Annotated in this window: 11 protein-coding genes; all 11 read left to right on the top strand. The window is 56.1% G+C overall.

Annotated elements, in window-relative coordinates:
* The first annotated feature begins 32 nt into the window (after positions 1–32).
* Positions 33–1,250, top strand: a complete 1,218-nt coding sequence (locus tag A0U42_RS02900; protein ID WP_065359794.1) for a bifunctional cobalt-precorrin-7 (C(5))-methyltransferase/cobalt-precorrin-6B (C(15))-methyltransferase — start codon at positions 33–35, stop codon at positions 1,248–1,250.
* A 22-nt stretch (positions 1,251–1,272) separates the two neighbouring features.
* Positions 1,273–2,685 (top strand): cobyrinate a,c-diamide synthase, encoded by a 1,413-nt coding sequence (locus tag A0U42_RS02905; RefSeq protein ID WP_255304087.1) that lies wholly within the window; start codon positions 1,273–1,275, stop codon positions 2,683–2,685.
* Positions 2,682–3,311: a precorrin-8X methylmutase gene (locus A0U42_RS02910; RefSeq protein ID WP_065359795.1), complete on the top strand. Its 630-nt coding sequence runs from the start codon at positions 2,682–2,684 to the stop codon at positions 3,309–3,311. The genes A0U42_RS02905 and A0U42_RS02910 overlap by 4 nt, the downstream gene beginning before the upstream one ends.
* 87 nt (positions 3,312–3,398) lie before the next feature.
* Complete coding sequence (locus A0U42_RS02915; protein ID WP_065359796.1) at positions 3,399–4,304, top strand: PHP domain-containing protein; 906 nt, start codon at positions 3,399–3,401, stop codon at positions 4,302–4,304.
* A 3-nt stretch (positions 4,305–4,307) separates the two neighbouring features.
* Positions 4,308–5,273, top strand: a complete 966-nt coding sequence (locus A0U42_RS02920; RefSeq protein ID WP_065359797.1) for a peptidoglycan recognition family protein — start codon at positions 4,308–4,310, stop codon at positions 5,271–5,273.
* A 112-nt stretch (positions 5,274–5,385) separates the two neighbouring features.
* Complete coding sequence (mfd, locus tag A0U42_RS02925) at positions 5,386–8,670, top strand: transcription-repair coupling factor (protein ID WP_065359798.1); 3,285 nt, start codon at positions 5,386–5,388, stop codon at positions 8,668–8,670.
* Positions 8,657–10,240 carry a polysaccharide biosynthesis protein gene (locus A0U42_RS02930; protein ID WP_141669491.1) on the top strand — a complete coding sequence of 528 codons (1,584 nt, stop codon included), beginning with the start codon at positions 8,657–8,659 and terminating at the stop codon, positions 10,238–10,240. Before mfd ends, A0U42_RS02930 begins: the two co-directional genes overlap by 14 nt.
* Positions 10,241–10,360: 120 nt before the next feature.
* Entirely contained in the window at positions 10,361–10,822 is a 462-nt protein-coding gene (locus A0U42_RS02935) for a MarR family winged helix-turn-helix transcriptional regulator (protein WP_044503718.1), read from the top strand.
* Entirely contained in the window at positions 10,819–11,910 is a 1,092-nt protein-coding gene (locus A0U42_RS02940) for an efflux RND transporter periplasmic adaptor subunit (protein WP_065359799.1), read from the top strand. The genes A0U42_RS02935 and A0U42_RS02940 overlap by 4 nt, the downstream gene beginning before the upstream one ends.
* Entirely contained in the window at positions 11,907–14,948 is a 3,042-nt protein-coding gene (locus A0U42_RS02945; RefSeq protein ID WP_065359800.1) for an efflux RND transporter permease subunit, read from the top strand. The genes A0U42_RS02940 and A0U42_RS02945 overlap by 4 nt, the downstream gene beginning before the upstream one ends.
* 144 nt (positions 14,949–15,092) lie before the next feature.
* Positions 15,093–15,830 (top strand): flavodoxin, encoded by a 738-nt coding sequence (locus A0U42_RS02950; RefSeq protein WP_065359801.1) that lies wholly within the window; start codon positions 15,093–15,095, stop codon positions 15,828–15,830.
* The last annotated feature ends 40 nt before the right edge of the window (positions 15,831–15,870 follow it).

The following is a 15,870-nucleotide window of genomic DNA, read 5'->3' on the forward strand; positions in this document are numbered from 1 at the left end:
GGGAGATTATTTCGTCAGGGAAAGGACGTTATATGCATATCTATGTTATCGGCACCGGTCCGGGAAATCCGGATCTTTTGACCGTACAAGCCAAACGTGCCATCGAAGCCTCGACCCTTCTCGTCGGCGACAAGCGGATGCTGGAACCCTTTGAGGGGACGGGAAAAGAATTGGTCCGGACTTATCGGCGCGATGAAATCTGCCGCCTGGCGGCGTCGCGGACGGAGGAGGACGGTCCTATGGCCGTCTTAGTATCGGGGGATGTCGGCTTTTTCAGCCTGGCAGCCTTATTGAAGAACATCCCGGACTGCACCGTGACCCGTATCGCCGGCATCAGCAGTCTGGTCTACTTTGCCGCCGCCTTGGAGACATCTTGGAATGACGTCTTCATCGTCAGCCGCCATGGCCGGCAGGAACCGCTTATTCCGGCTGTACGCCAGCATGCCAAGGTCTTCGTCCTCACCGGCGGCAGCGAATCACCGGCTGCCCTCTGCCGCAGTCTCTGTGACGCCGGTCTCGGAGCCGTGCGGGTTGCCATCGGCTGTAATCTCTCTTATGACGACGAAGTCATCCTTCGCGGTACGGCTGCTGACTTTACGGAAAGAGGGGACGACGCCTTAGCCGTCATGATGATTGAAAATGACGACGCCCGTCCTTGGCAGCGCCCTGTACACGGTCTTGCCGACGAGGCTTTTTTGCGGGGCAAGGCGCCCATGACCAAACAGGAAATCCGCAGCGTGGCCTTGTCGAAACTGGCACCGGCTGCCGATGCCGTCGTCTACGATATCGGTGCCGGTACCGGGGCCTGTACGGTGGAACTGGCCCTGCAGGCGCCCTTTGGAAGGGTTTATGCCTTTGAAATAAACGACGATGCCTTGCGGGTCTTGAAGCAAAATATTGCCCACTTCGACCTGTCCAATGTCACCGTCGTCGCCGGCGATGCCCGTGAGCGCCTGAAAGATATCGAGACGCCGCCTAATTACGCCTTTATCGGCGGTACCAAGGGGCGGTTGGCGGCTATCCTTGACGAATTGTACGGCAAAAATGAAGCCTGTGCCGTCGTCGTCACGGCCATTACTATCGAGACCTTGGCGGCCCTTACGACCTATTACGGATCTCATCCCGGGTATGATCTCGATATTACTCAGGTCAGCGCGGCCCGTAGTCAAAAAGTCGGCGCCAGCCATCTCATGATGGCCCAGAATCCGATTTTTATTGTAACCATTGTCCGCCGTTCCCATGTTTCCTGACGGTCTTATAAAGGAGGTTCCTATGGCGCATCGATCCATGATTCCGCGGCTGTTAATCGCGGCTCCCAAAAGCGGCAGCGGCAAGACGACCGTCGTCTGTGCCCTGCTTCAGGCTTTAAAAAAGCGCGGATTGTCCCTGACAGCCTTTAAGTCCGGCCCGGACTATATCGATCCCATGTTCCACCGCCGCGTCCTTCACACTCCGTCGTATAACCTCGATCTCTTTCTCTTCGGCGGCGGCGAAAAAGGATCCCAAGCGGCCCGGCAGCTTCTTTGCCGTCATGGAGAAAAGTCCGACCTGGTTCTCATCGAAGGGGCCATGGGCTATTACGACGGTATCGGAACGGGTCACGAAGCCAGTGCCTATGACGTTGCCGCCGTTACCGATACGCCCGTCGTCCTCGTCGTCGACGGCCGTGGGGCAGGTCTCTCCTTAGGTGCCGTCTTAAAGGGAATGGCCGATTTTTATCCGGACAGCCATATCGTCGGCTTTATCGTAAACCGCATAAAACCCATGGTATACGCCCATTTCAAGGACGCTTGGGAAAGGGCCTCGGGCCTTACGGCTTTAGGCGCCTTTCCGGATCTTCCGAACTGCGCCTTTTCCAGTCGCCACCTGGGATTAGTGACGGCCGGAGAAATAGAGAACCTTCAGGCTATTATGGAGGGCCTGGCAGAGGCGGCTGAAATGCATATCGACCTCGACGGCCTGTTAACCCTGGCCCGGTCAGCCGCGCCCCTTGCCGAAGGGGACGCGCTGGAAGCATGGAAAGAAGGGGAGACGGAACGACAGGCTGTCATTGCCGTGGCCCGTGACGAGGCTTTTTGCTTTTACTACGAAGACAGCCTCGACGTCCTTCGCCGCTGCGGGGCCGAATTGATCTTTTTCAGCCCCCTTCACGATGAGGTTCTGCCGCCTTGCGACGGTCTTTATGTGGGCGGCGGCTATCCCGAACTTTACGCTCGAGAACTTGAAGTTAACGAAAGCCTGCGCGGCCAGATCAGACAGGCCGTGAAAGGCGGACTGCCTTGCTTTGCCGAATGCGGCGGCTTCATGTACCTCCATCAGTATTTTCGCGGCGACGACGGGAAGCTTTGGGCCTGGGTCGGTGCCGTTCCCGGTGAGACCTTTATGACCGATTCCCTGCAGCATTTCGGTTACGTGACCTTGAAGGCCGAAGGAGACAATCTCCTCTGTAAGGCCGGCGATACGATACCGGCCCATGAATTCCATTATTCCAAGAGTTCCCTGGAAGGGGAGGCTTTTACGGCCTATAAGGCCGGGAGTCGACGTTCTTGGTCCGGCGGCATTGCCGGTCAAACCTTGGCCGCCAGTTATCTCCACCTCCATTTCCTCGGAAATCCGGATTGGGCTGCCAGCTTCATCAAAGCCTGCCGGGATCGAGGCCGTTTCAGAAAGGATGAATCTGTATGAAGATAGAACATATTTTACCGGCCGACATCGAACGCCGCAGCATGGAAATTATTGAAAGCGAACTGGGGCCGATTGAGCTTCCGCCCGATGAAAAGGACATCATCAAGCGCGTCGTTCACACCAGCGCCGACTTCGATTATGTCCGCAACCTGCGCTTCAGCAAGGGTGCCGTAACGAAGGCCTTGGAAGCCTTGAAAGGCGGCTGCACCATCGTGACCGATACCAATATGGCCTGTATGGGCATCAGTAAGCCCGGCCTTACGAAACTGGGCTGCCAAAAGGTCTGCTTCATGGCTGATGACGACGTAGCCGCTGCGGCCCGAGAACAGGGGACGACGCGGGCTCAGGCCTCGATGGATAAGGCCGCCGGTCTTACGGGACCGCTCATCATCGCCGTCGGCAATGCGCCGACAGCCCTTTTGCGCCTGAAGGAACTCATCGACCAAGGGAAAATCGCCCCGGCCCTCATCATTGGCGTTCCCGTCGGCTTCGTCAATGTCGAATACGCCAAAGACGTCATCATGGAAGCCGGCGTCCCTTATATCGTCGCTAAAGGACGAAAAGGGGGCAGCACCATTGCCGCTGCTATCTGCAACGCCCTCATTTATAAACTGACTCGCGGATAAGGCCATATCTTACTTACTTCTTACTGGCACGGCGCCGTCATGCGTAGTATAATAAGGGCGACATTTAAATGAGAGGGAGTGTAGAGTATGGAAACATGGCTTGATTTGCACATGCATACAAAATACAGCATGGACGGTCAGTTTGAACCGGCCGACTTGATGCGTCAGTGCGCTGACGCTAAGGTACAGGCCGTAGCCGTCACCGACCACGATTCCACCCGGGCCATTCCCGAAGCACGGGAAGAAGCGTCCCGTCTGGGACTGCGCCTCATACCGGGCATTGAAATCAGTTGTCAGCATGAGGGGAAGAACTTTCACCTCTTAGGCTATGGGATTCATCCCGATGCCGCCGTATTTGAAGCGATTGAAAAGGATGTGTACGGCCAACGAAAAGTCGTGTCCGACAAAGTGCTCGACGCCGTCGAAGCCTTAGGCATCGTCCTCGACCGCGACGCCATTTGGAAACTTTGTACCAGCGGTGTCGTCGCGTCGGTTCACATCGCCCGCGTTGCCCTTTCGGACCCGCGCAATGCCGACTGCCCCGTCCTGGCACCCTATCGGCCGGGCGGCAGCCGCAGTGCTGCGCCCTATGTCAACTTCGGCTGGGACATCTGCGGTCAAGGGGGACCGGCCTTCATCCCCATGACCTTCATGGATTTTTCAAAGGCTGTCGATATCATTCACGATCAGGGCGGCGCCGCCGTATTGGCCCATCCCGGAGCCAATATGAAGCAGAACCGTCCTTTGACGGAAACCCTCATCGACCTCGGCCTGGACGGCATCGAAGCTTACTGCAGCTATCACGATGACGATACGGCTGCCTTTTACCGCCGGATTGCCGATGAACACGGCCTGATGGCGACCATTGGCAGCGACTACCACGGCCGGGCTAAGCCGCATATTGCCCTCGGCACGTACGGTCATCCCGAGCCGCAGGCTTTGTGGGACCGCCTGGTCGCACACATTCAAAATCATCATGGGGAAGTGTACTAAATCATGAAACAAAGCAAGACCCTGTCAGCCCTGGCCGTTGCGCTGTGGCTGGCTTTTGGTTTTTCAAGCCTGTCGTTGGCGGCATCGCCGTCGGACATCGAAGCGGCCTATACGGTCGGTGCCGTTTCCGATTCGAATCAGTCCGTAACGAAGGCGGCTGCTGAAAAAGGAAGGGCGACGGTAAAGAAAAAGGGCGTCGATAAAAAATCGTCGTCTGAAAAGAAGGGGACGAAAGGGGATACCCCTGCCAAATCTTCGACAGACGGCGAATCTTCAGAACTTCAGCCCGTCGCCGTGAGCAGTGTACCACGGGATGCGAAGCCTGCCGGAGCCCGCGGCGTCCTGCGGACCTATCATCCGGCAACGGATGCGGCCCCGGCCGAACCGATGGCTATTAAGGAAACGAATTTCCGCTTCAATGAACCCTTATTGCTGCGGCCCAAGACGGACATGATCGTCATCCACCACGTCGGCATTCCCGACGGCGATACGTCGGCGGCTGCCATTCACCGAGCCCATTTAGCTAACGGCTGGGCCGGTATCGGCTACCATTACGTTATCCGCAAAGACGGGACCATCGAACGGGGACGCCCCTTAGCGACGGTCGGAGCCCATGCCCAAGGGCAAAACTATCACACCGTCGGCATCAACGTCACGGGGAACTTCGATAAAGAAATTCCCACGCCGGCCCAGATTCACGCCTTAGAAGGCCTCGTTGCCTGGCTGTGCAAGATTTATGAAATCACGCCGAGTGCAGCGACCATCGTCGGTCACCGTGACGTCAACAGTACGGACTGCCCGGGTCAGCACCTCTACGACATGCTGCCTCAGATCCGCCGCGATGTGGAAAAGCGGATGGAAGGCGATGCCGCTCCGTCTTATGAAGATACCCTGAAAGAAAAGAGCCTCCTCAAGATGAGCCGTAAGGAACGGGAAGCCTTTATCATGCAGGGCACGGCGGGACGATAATGTGCCTAGTCGGGACGAATGAACTATGATATAATAAAAAACACGCAAGTATGATGATAATTATCGAGGGCTTTGGGAAACTAAAGCCCCCTTTGTCATGAGGTAAAAAAGCATGAAGCAATTCTTTCAATGGATGAATCAAGATGAAAATATCCGGTCCGCCGGGGAGGCCTTTTTAAAGCCCGGCTGTCACAGCATCTACGGCCTCAGCGGCTCTGTCAAGAGCGCTCTGGTCGCTAAGGTGCTGCACGAAGGCCCCCGTCAGGTCGTCCTCGTCGTCCCGTCGCGGGAACAAGCGGCGGCCTGGCAGGCGGACCTGGCCTTTTTGGCGCCTGACGTAAAGGTTCTCGACTTTCCCGTCGTCGATAAGGCCGTCTTTACGACGACGGCTAAAAGTATCGACCGGATGGCTCGGCAGATGGAAGCCCTGGGCCGTCTGCGCCAGGGGGATCCGGTCCTCGTCTTGGCTGCGCCGGAAGAAGCGGCACAGTACGTCATGGCTCCCCAGCGCATCGACGATGCGGCCATCGACGTCGAAGTCCAAGGAGAATACGACCGCGATGACTTGTTGCAGCACCTCGTAGACGCCGGCTATGAACGGGTCGACATGGTCGAACGGCGAGGCCATTTTTCCGTCCGCGGCGACATCGTCGACGTCTTTGCCGTCAATGAACCGCAGCCCCTGCGCCTGGCCTTCTTTGGCGATGAACTGGAAAGCATCCGCGCCTTCGATGTCGACAGCCAAAAGTCGCTGTATGATGCCGAACGGGCGCGGATTTTGCCCGTGTCCCTGACGACGGCGGACGATGAGAAATATACCCTCCTCGATTACGTCGAAGAAGGGACCATCATCTGGGACGAACCGAACCGGGTCCGTGACGGTCTCAAAAAGGTTCTCAAAGAATCGGACGATTACAAGGGCGTCCTGGCATCATGGAAAAACATGGTCTCGCCGGAACGAAAAGTTCCTCAAATCGTCTTGTCCCTCATGGCCCAATCCGTGCCCGATATGCTCATCGACGAGTCCTTCAGCTTTGCCGCCAAGATGATGGCCAGCTTCCAAAAGCAGTTCAATCTCCTCGAAGAAGAAGTCGGCCATTGGCAAAGCTTAGGCAATACTATCGTCTTCGTCATCAACAGCAGAGAGCGCATTGCTTCGCTCAAAGCCTGGATGAAGCAGCATGACCTTTCGATTGCCGATTATGACGACGAAAAAAGCGCCGCCGGCGGTATGTATATCGTTGAAGGGGAAATCCACGACGGCTTTGAACTGCCTTATGCCAAGGTCGTCGCCGTCGCCGAACGAGACGTTTTCGGCACCCAGAAACGACGCCTGCGCCACCGCGTTGCCAAAGGCCAGGAAATCAGCGTCTTTACCAGCCTGAAAGCCGGTGACTACGTCGTCCATGAAGTCCACGGCATCGGCCGCTACATGGGCATCAAGACTATTGAAATGGATGGCGTCCATAAAGATTATCTCGAAATTCACTATGCCGGGAAAGACATCCTCTACGTGCCGACGGACCAGTTATCCCTCCTCCAGCGCTACATCGGCAACGAAGGCGATACGCCGAAATTACAGAAGATGGGCGGCTCGGACTGGCAGAAGATACGCTCTAAGGCTCAGAAGTCGATCACCGATTTGGCTGAAAAACTCGTCGCCCTCTACGCAAAAAGGGAAGTCGTCTCCGGCTATGCCTTCCCGCCGGATACGCCCTTTCAGAAAGAATTTGAAGAAGCCTTTCCCTATGAAGAAACGGAAGATCAGTTAAAAGCCGTCCGTGAAATCAAGGACAGCATGGAAAAACCGACGCCTATGGACCGCTTGGTCTGCGGCGACGTCGGCTTTGGCAAGACGGAAGTGGCCATGCGGGCTATTTTTAAGGCCGTCACAGCCGGTAAACAGGTTGCCGTCTTGGTACCGACGACGGTCTTGTCTCAGCAGCACTTCCAGACCTTTATGGAACGGTTCAGTCCCTTCGGTGTCCACGTCGAAGTCCTCAACCGTTTCCGTTCCTACAAAGAAAAGAAATCGATCCTGGCCCGGACCTTGACCGGCGATATCGACATCCTCATCGGGACTCACAGCCTGCTCAACAAGAACGTTAAATTCAAGTCCCTGGGCCTTCTCGTCGTCGATGAAGAACAGCGTTTCGGCGTCGCCCAAAAGGAAAAATGGAAGGCTTGGGCCGCCCATATCGACGTCTTGTCCCTCAGTGCTACGCCGATTCCGCGGACCCTCCACATGTCTTTGGTCAACCTGCGGGAAATGTCGGTCATCGAATCGCCGCCGACGGACCGCTTCCCGGTCCAGACTTACGTCGCTGAATACGACGCCCGCATCGTCAGTGACGCTATCATGCGCGAAAAGCGGCGGGGCGGCCAGGTCTTTTTCGTCTATAATCGTGTCGCTTCCATCGAACGCATGAAGGACGAACTGCAGGCCCTCCTGCCTGACGTAACCATCGGTATTGCCCACGGTCAGATGGCCGGCAGCATGCTCGAGTCGATGATGTTCGATTTCTATGAAGGAAAGTACGACGTCCTCCTCTGCTCGAGCCTCGTCGAAAACGGCCTTGACGTAGCCAATGCCAATACGATCATCATTTACGACGCCGACCACTTCGGCCTGTCTCAGCTCTATCAGATGCGGGGCCGCGTCGGCCGGAGCCACCGTATGGCCTATGCATACTTCTTGTACCGCAGGGATAAGGTTTTGTCTGAAGTCGCTGAAAAACGGCTCCAAGCCATCAAGGAATTTACCGAACTCGGTTCCGGTTTTAAAATTGCCATGCGCGACCTTGAAATCCGCGGTGCCGGCAACCTCCTCGGTCGGGAACAGCACGGCAACATCGCCAGCGTCGGCTTTGCCATGTACTGCCATATGCTGGAAGAAGCCATTGCCAAGGCCCAGACCGGGAAAGAGGTGGAACCGCCGCCGCCGGAAACGGTCATGGAAATCCACGTCGACGCCTTTATCGACAACGAATACATTCAAAACGGCGGTCAGAAAATCGACATGTATCAGCGCTTGGCCGTCGTTTCCTCGAAAGAAGAGCTGGACGAACTGCGCCGTGAGTTGGAAGACCGCTACGGCCGACCCAGTTCGTACGTCGAAAAGCTCCTGCAGGTGACGGAAACCCGTCTCGAAGCCAAGGCTCAGGGAATGGTCCTCATCGCCCAGAAGAAGGACGTCCTCGAAATCAAGTGGCGTCGCGTCTCGGACATGCCCGATTTGACGAAACTCGAAAAGCCCCTGCGCAGTCGCTTCCGCCTCGTTCCCAGTATACCGGTCATGGTCCGCGTGTCCCTTTCCGGTATCGCCGATATCCTCGACTTTATCCAGAACTTGCTGACGGCCTTTTCCTCCCTTCGAAAGGAGGATTCCCGTGACTAACTTTTTACGCGGCGCTATGGTCCTCACCGTAGCCGGCATCGTCGTCAAAATCTTAGGCGGGTTGAACCGTATTTTCTTATCGCGTCTCTTAGGCGGCGAGGGAATCGGCCTCTATCAGATGGCCTATCCGGTCTACATCCTGCTCCTCAGCATCATCGGTGCCGGCATTCCCATCGCCGTGTCGATCATGATTGCCGAACAAGCGGCCCGAGGCCATTACAGCGGCGTCCGCCGCATCTTTCACGTGACCTTGGCCTTTATGACCGTCGTCGCCGTCCTCTGCGGCCTGGCCCTCCCTTTTGGAGCCCAGGCCATGATCGAGTTCGGCATCGTCCGCGACAGTCGGGCCCTGCCGGCCTTGGCCGTGTTAGGGCCGGCCTTAAGCTTATCGGTCATCGTCTGCTGCTTCCGCGGCTATTTCCAAGGCCTGCAGCTCATGACGCCGACGGCTCTGTCCCAGATGGCCGATCAATTCGTCCGGGTCTGCACGATGCTCGCCTTAGCTTGGATTTTCCTGCCCAGAGGCCTTGAGTGGGCTGCTGCCGGTGCGTCTTTCGGTGCCGTTCCCGGGGCAGCGGCAGGGCTCATCCTCATCGCCTTCTTATACTACCGTCATCAACGGAATCCGTTACCCGATGACGACGGCGTCTTCGTCATCCAGTCGGCGCGGCACATCATCCGCCGCCTCGTCGTCTTAGCCGTTCCCGTAGCGGCAGCCAACATGCTCCTTCCGGCCGTAGCCAGCATCGACCTCTTTATCGTGCCCCTGCGGCTGGAAGCGGCCGGTTACAGTACCCATGAGGCGACGGCCCTCTACGGCTACCTGACGGGCATGGCCAACGGCCTCGTCCAATTGCCGGCAATCTTGACGATTTCCTTGGCGACCAGCTTAGTACCGGCCGTTTCAGCGGCCTTTTCCCAGGGGAGAAGGGACGTCGTCCTGTCCCGGACTCATACGGCGATGCGCATTGCCAACGTCATTACCATCCCGGCCTGCTTAGGGTTAGCCGTGTTAGCCGTTCCTATTTCACGTCTCTTGTATGCTACGCCGGCTGCCGGTCCTGCTATCGGCGTCCTGTCTATTTCGGTCTTTCTCGTCGGCCTCCAGCAGATTACCAGCGGCCTGTTACAGGGCATGGGACGGACGGCCGTGCCGCTCTACAATATGGCCGCTGCAGCTGTCATTAAGATTTTCTTGAGCTGGCATCTGACGGCCATTCCCTGGCTCGGTGAAGTCGGGGCCGCTTGGGCGACCAATGCCGATTTAGCCGTAGCTACAGCCTTGAACCTCTATTTTGCCCGCCGCTTCGTCGGCTACGGCGTCCAGTGGGGCTATGTCGGCCGCTTGTTCCTGTCGGGTGCTGCCATGGCCGGTACGGCTTGGATCATCCACCACAGCCTGCTCAACCTGGTAGGGAATACGTTGGCCACCATCATGGCCATGACGGCGGCTGCCGTCGTCTATCTCATCGGCATCTTTGCCTTCCGGGCCGTTTCCGTAACGGACCTTGCCAAACTGCCCGTCATCGGGTCGAAATTGGCCGCCATGGCTGAAAAATTAGGAAAATAATACAGATATAAGAGGATTGCCTTCGTAAGGGCATCCTCTTTTTTTCTTGCTTTTGGCAAATCCCTTTGCTATACTATAAGAAAATGGTTGATTCAATCAACTAATAAAGGGGACAATAAGATGAATTACTTATGTGTCGGTCACGATTTCGGGGTCATCAATATGCGGTCCCAGGCCTATATTACCGAAGCCTGTCAGCCTTGGAACCTGTCTTATTCAGAATACGTGACCCTCATGACCCTCTATGATTTCGACGGCTCCAGCCAAAGCGAGCTCTGTAACGAAATGAAAGCCGATAAGGCCCTCGTCGCTCGCAGCCTGAAAACCTTGGAAGAGAAAGGCTACGTCTGCCGCCGCCAAAAGGACGGCGACCGGCGCTTTAAGTTTATCTATCTGACGCCTAAGGCCAGGGATATTCAAGGGGAGTTAGCGGGATTTTTAGAAACCTGGATTACCTATCTCGTAGAAGGTTTTGATGAAACGAAGCGCGATGAGCTGCTTACCATGCTGCACGCCATTGCCGAGCGGGCTGATGAAGCCGATATACGCGCTGTGAAGAAAAAGGGGGAGATGATACGATGAAAGGGTGGCATATGAAGTACATCCTCGCCGCAGCTGCCATCGTGGCGGCCGTGACTTTAGCCGGTTGCGGCAGTGAGCAGACCGCGGCCGAACCGGATCAATTGGTAAAGACTATGGAAGTCGGAAAAACGAATGACAGTACGGCCGGTACCTATTCGGGGACGGTAAAAGGGCGCTATGAAAGTAAGCTCTCTTTCCAGGCCGGCGGCCGGATTACGACGCGCAACGTCCAGCTCGGCACGCGGGTCAAGGCCGGTGACGTCTTGATGACCGTCGATCCCAAGGACATCATGCAGGCCGTCAACCAGTCTCAGGCTCAGGTCGACGCGGCAGCGGCACAGCTCCAGCTGGCGGCGGCTAATCTAAAGCGTTACCAGGAACTCTACAGCGCTGATGCTGTCAGTGCCGCCGATCTCGATCAGTTCCAGACGGCTTATGACCGGGCAGCAGCCCAGTATAATCAAGCTCAGGCCGGTCAGCAGGCCCAGGACAATCAGTTGTCTTATACCCAGCTTACGGCCGATGCCGACGGCGTCATCGCTGCCGTCACTGCCGAAGTGGGGCAGGTCGTCCCGGCCGGCCAGCCTGTCGTTACCTTAGTCCATGACGGCGATTTAGAAGTCACCATTAACGTACCGGAAAATAAACTTTCCGATTTTCCTGTCGGAAAAGCCGTGACCGTGTCCTTCTGGGCCCTTCAGAACCAGACCGTGTCCGGCGTCGTCCGCGAAGTGGCGCCTATGGCCGATGCCGTATCGCGGACCTATGAAGTCAATATTACCCTGCAAAACCCGCCTCAGGGCCTGCAATTGGGCATGACGGCATCGGTTGCCAATGCCGGTGAAGAACAGGCTGCCGCCGATACGGTCGTACTGCCGCTCTCGGCCATCTATCAGACCGGCAGTACGCCTCAGGTCTGGGTCGTCGGTAAAGACAAGACCTTGTCCCTGAAAAATGTGTCCGTTGAAACCTTTGGCGACAACAGCGTCAAGGTCACAGGCCTTCAAAAAGGGGATATCGTCGTTACGGCCGGCGTCCATAAATTACGGGCCGGCGAAAAAGTCCGCATTGAGGGGGACGATGTATGAGAAACTTATCAGAAGTATCCCTCCGTAACCGGGCCTTAGTCTGGTATTTCATCATCCTCGTGGCCATTGCCGGCGTCTTTTCCTATATCAAATTGGGCCGGATGGAAGACCCGACGTATACCGTGCGGACCATGGTCGTCTCTGTTGCCTGGCCCGGAGCTACGGCAGAACAGATGGAAGAACAGGTGACCGACAAGATTGAAAAGAAACTTCAGGATACGCCGCACCTCGATTACCTCAAAAGTTATTCCCGGCCGGGTCAGTCCGTCATTTACGTCAATTTAGACGATAAGGCGCCCCAGAGCAGCATCCGCGATACGTGGCATGAAGTCCGCAACTTGACGGAAGACGTCAAACGAGACTTGCCCGACGGCGTCTACGGTCCGTACTATGACGACCGCTTCGACGACGTCTTCGGCTCCATCTATGCTCTGACGGGCGACGGCTATTCTTATGAAGAACTGCGGCAAAAAGCCGAAAAGATACGCCGCATGATGATGAACGTCGACGACGTCAGCAAAGTCGAACTCGTCGGTGAACAGTCAGAAAAAATCTATATCGAAGTGGCCAATGCCAAACTGGCCGAACTGGGCATTCCGCCGACGGTCATCGCCAATGCCGTCAAGGGCCAAAATGAGATGACGCCGGCCGGCATGGTGAGCACCGAGTCGGACAACGTCTATCTACGCCTGTCCGGCGTCTTTAAGGACGTCGAAGGCATCCGCAATCTGCCCATCAATGCCAACGGCCGCGTCTTCCGCTTAGGCGACATCGCAACCGTCGAACGGCGTTATACCGAACCGGCCGACCCTAAGATGTTCTATAACGGCAAGCCCGCCGTCGGCATCGCCCTGTCCATGAAGGACGGCGGCAACAATTTAAAGCTCGGCGAAAACCTGAAAAAGCTTGAAGCCAGCGTCAAAGCCGACCTTCCGGCCGGCATGGAAATGAACCAGGTCTCGGACCAGCCCCAGATCGTCAAAGAGTCCATCAGTGATTTTACGGAAACCCTGTGGGAAGCCATCGCCATCGTCCTCGTCGTCAGTTTCATCACCCTGGGCCTGCGGACGGGTCTGGTCGTCGCCTTCTGCATTCCCTTGGTCCTTACGGGCGTCTTCTGCGTCATGGAAATCACCGGTATCGACCTTCATAAGGTATCCTTAGGGGCCCTCATTATCGCCTTGGGCCTCCTCGTCGACGACGCCATCATCGCCGTCGAAATGATGACTGTCCAGCTCGAAAAAGGGAGGAGCCGCATCGACGCGGCCTGCTACGCCTTTCGGGCTACGGCCAAGCCCATGCTGACCGGGACCCTCATTACCTGCGCCGGCTTCATTCCCGTCGCCTTTTCCGATGGCGCAGCTGCTGAATTTTGTAAAGCCCTATTTCCGGTTATCACGGCAGCTTTGGTCCTGTCGTGGATCGTATCGGTCATGGTAGCGCCACTTTTTGGCTACTACCTCATCAAGCCCAAACAGAAAGAGGGCGAGGACCCGGAAAAGCTGTATACCAGTCGGTTCTACGTCTTTTTCCGCAAGGTCCTGAACTGGTGCCTGACCCATCGCGTCATCGTTATCGGCGGGACAGCTGCAGCCTTCGTCCTTTCCGTCGGACTGACCTATTTCATTCCGAAAGAATTCTTTCCGCCGTCCCTGCGGCCGGAACTGATCGTTGAAATGACCCTGCCCGAGGGATCCTCTATGGAAGCGACCCAGAAAGAAGCGTCCCGGTTGGCCCGGTACCTCGACGGTCAGCAGGATAAACTAAAAAATTACTCGTACCACGTCGGCCAAGGGGCACCGCGGTTCGTCCTGACTGTCGAGCCTGTCCTTCCGGCCGATAATTACGCCCAGTTCGTCGTCGTCGCCAAGGATACGGAATCGCGGGAAGAATTGGCATCCTCCTTGAAGACGGAGCTGGCCGATAAGTTCCCCAACGTCCGCAGCAATATTAAGCACATCTCTTTGGGGCCGCCGTCGGATTATCCCATCATGATGCGCGTATCGGGTTACGATAAGGACAAGGTCAAAGCCTATGCCGAAGAGATTGCCGCCCGCATTGCCAAAGACCCGAATACGGAAAATGTCTTCCTCAACTGGGATCAGAAAGATAAGGTTATGCACGTCGAGCTCGACCAGGATAAACTGCGGGCCATGGGGATTTCCGGTCAGGATATTGCCCAGACCCTGTATACGGAACTGTCCGGGGCGACAGTGGCTCAGTACTATGCACCGGATAAGACCATCGATATTCAGCTTCGCCTCGACGATAAGGACCGCAAGGATCTTTCAGCCATCCGGAGCCTGCCGGTCTACGTCGGCCAAGCCGGCTACGTTCCCTTGGAACAGATCGCCCGCATTTCCTATCAAGGCGAAGACGGCCTCATTTGGCGCCGCAACTTAAAGCCGACGGTTACCATTAACGGCGGCATCAAGTCGGGAACCGCTGACGATGCGACGCAAAAGGCTTACGATTCCATCGCCGACATTCGTGACAATATGCCTTTCGGCTACACGGTGGAAGTGGACGGCTCTCTGGAAAACAGCCAAAAATCCTTGAAATATCTCTTGGGTCCCGTGCCGGTCATGGTCATCATCATCATGACCTTGCTCATGTTCCAGCTCCGGAGCCTGCCCCTTATGGGACTGACCCTCATTACGGCGCCCATGGGACTCATCGGGGTCTCCCTGGGGATGCTTCTCTTTAGAGAGTCCCTGGGTTTTGTAGCCTACCTCGGCATCCTGGCTTTAGGGGGTATCATCATCCGCAATTCGATTATCCTCCTCGACCAGATCGAAAAGCATATGGCTGCCGGCGAAGACCCGTGGCACGCGATCATCGACTCGGCCATCCTGCGCTTTCGGCCCATCATGCTGACGGCCGCGGCGGCTATCTTAGGCATGGTTCCCTTGATGACCAGTGTCTTCTGGGGGCCCATGGCCGTGGCCATTGCCAGCGGTCTCTTAGTGGCTACCGTCCTGACCCTCTTGGTCCTGCCGACGATGTACGCCGCCTGGTTTAAAGTAAAAAAATCATAGTTTCTATTTAGGTCTGCATCGTCTCGATGCAGGCCTTTTTGGCATCGGAGAATCCGGTTGGCACAGACTGTTGTTTTACAAGGGAATCTTACTATCGTATAATATAAAATATAGATAAGAAATTAACTGATGGGGGATTTCTCTATGATAAAACGTGCTTCTGTCCTCGTGGGGACTCTTGTGTTAACACTCCTTCTGTCCGCCTGTGCCAGAGGTCCGGCACGGACTGATAACGATACTCATCGGGAGACCCTTGCCCAAAATGAAAAGAAGCCGGTTTCGACGGCTGTCGTCCATAACGGCCAGGGGAATCCCCGCCGCGTCCTCATTGCTTATTTTACGTATCCCGATAATACAGATGCCCAAGCCATTCATTCCAAGGAATACGACGTCATGACGTCGGCCAGCCTCAATGTAAAAGACGGTGAAATCATTGGAAATGATGCCATGATTGCCAACGAAATCGCCCGGGAAACCGGCGGCGACGTCTTTTCCATCCTGGCCGAAAAGCCTTATTCCGCCGACTACGATGCCATGATTCGTGATGAAAAGGCGGCGGCTGCCCGCGATGAAAAGCGGGAACTGAAAAGCCACGTCGGTGATATGAGCCGCTACGATACGGTCGTTTTGGCCTATCCCATTTGGTGGGATGCCCTGCCGGCACCGGTTACGTCCTTTTTGACGGAAAACGATTTTTCCGGGAAGGCCTTGTATGCCGTGGCTTCGTCCGGGGACAGTGATTTTGTCGATACCGTCGAAGACATTGCCGCACTCGAGCCCGACGCGGACGTCTATGAAGGCTTCGTCCTCCGTCATGACGAGATGGGTGAAACGTCCGATGCCGTTCGTCAGTGGCTTAAGACGACGAATTTCATGAAATAAAAAAAACTCTCCGGTTACACTTTGAACTGCTACCCGTCAA

The organism is Megasphaera sp. DISK 18 (genome assembly GCF_001682955.1).
GTDB classification, from domain to species: domain Bacteria; phylum Bacillota; class Negativicutes; order Veillonellales; family Megasphaeraceae; genus Megasphaera; species Megasphaera massiliensis.

Excerpts from the sequence above, each read along its gene's own strand:
- A0U42_RS02900 (WP_065359794.1), top strand. The coding sequence starts at position 33 with ATGCATATCTATGTTATCGGCACCGGTCCGGGAAATCCGGATCTTTTG.
- A0U42_RS02905 (WP_255304087.1), top strand. The coding sequence starts at position 1,273 with ATGGCGCATCGATCCATGATTCCGCGGCTGTTAATCGCGGCTCCCAAA.
- A0U42_RS02910 (WP_065359795.1), top strand. The coding sequence starts at position 2,682 with ATGAAGATAGAACATATTTTACCGGCCGACATCGAACGCCGCAGCATG.
- A0U42_RS02915 (WP_065359796.1), top strand. The coding sequence starts at position 3,399 with ATGGAAACATGGCTTGATTTGCACATGCATACAAAATACAGCATGGAC.
- A0U42_RS02920 (WP_065359797.1), top strand. The coding sequence starts at position 4,308 with ATGAAACAAAGCAAGACCCTGTCAGCCCTGGCCGTTGCGCTGTGGCTG.
- mfd (WP_065359798.1), top strand. The coding sequence starts at position 5,386 with ATGAAGCAATTCTTTCAATGGATGAATCAAGATGAAAATATCCGGTCC.
- A0U42_RS02935 (WP_044503718.1), top strand. The coding sequence starts at position 10,361 with ATGAATTACTTATGTGTCGGTCACGATTTCGGGGTCATCAATATGCGG.
- A0U42_RS02940 (WP_065359799.1), top strand. The coding sequence starts at position 10,819 with ATGAAAGGGTGGCATATGAAGTACATCCTCGCCGCAGCTGCCATCGTG.
- A0U42_RS02945 (WP_065359800.1), top strand. The coding sequence starts at position 11,907 with ATGAGAAACTTATCAGAAGTATCCCTCCGTAACCGGGCCTTAGTCTGG.
- A0U42_RS02950 (WP_065359801.1), top strand. The coding sequence starts at position 15,093 with ATGATAAAACGTGCTTCTGTCCTCGTGGGGACTCTTGTGTTAACACTC.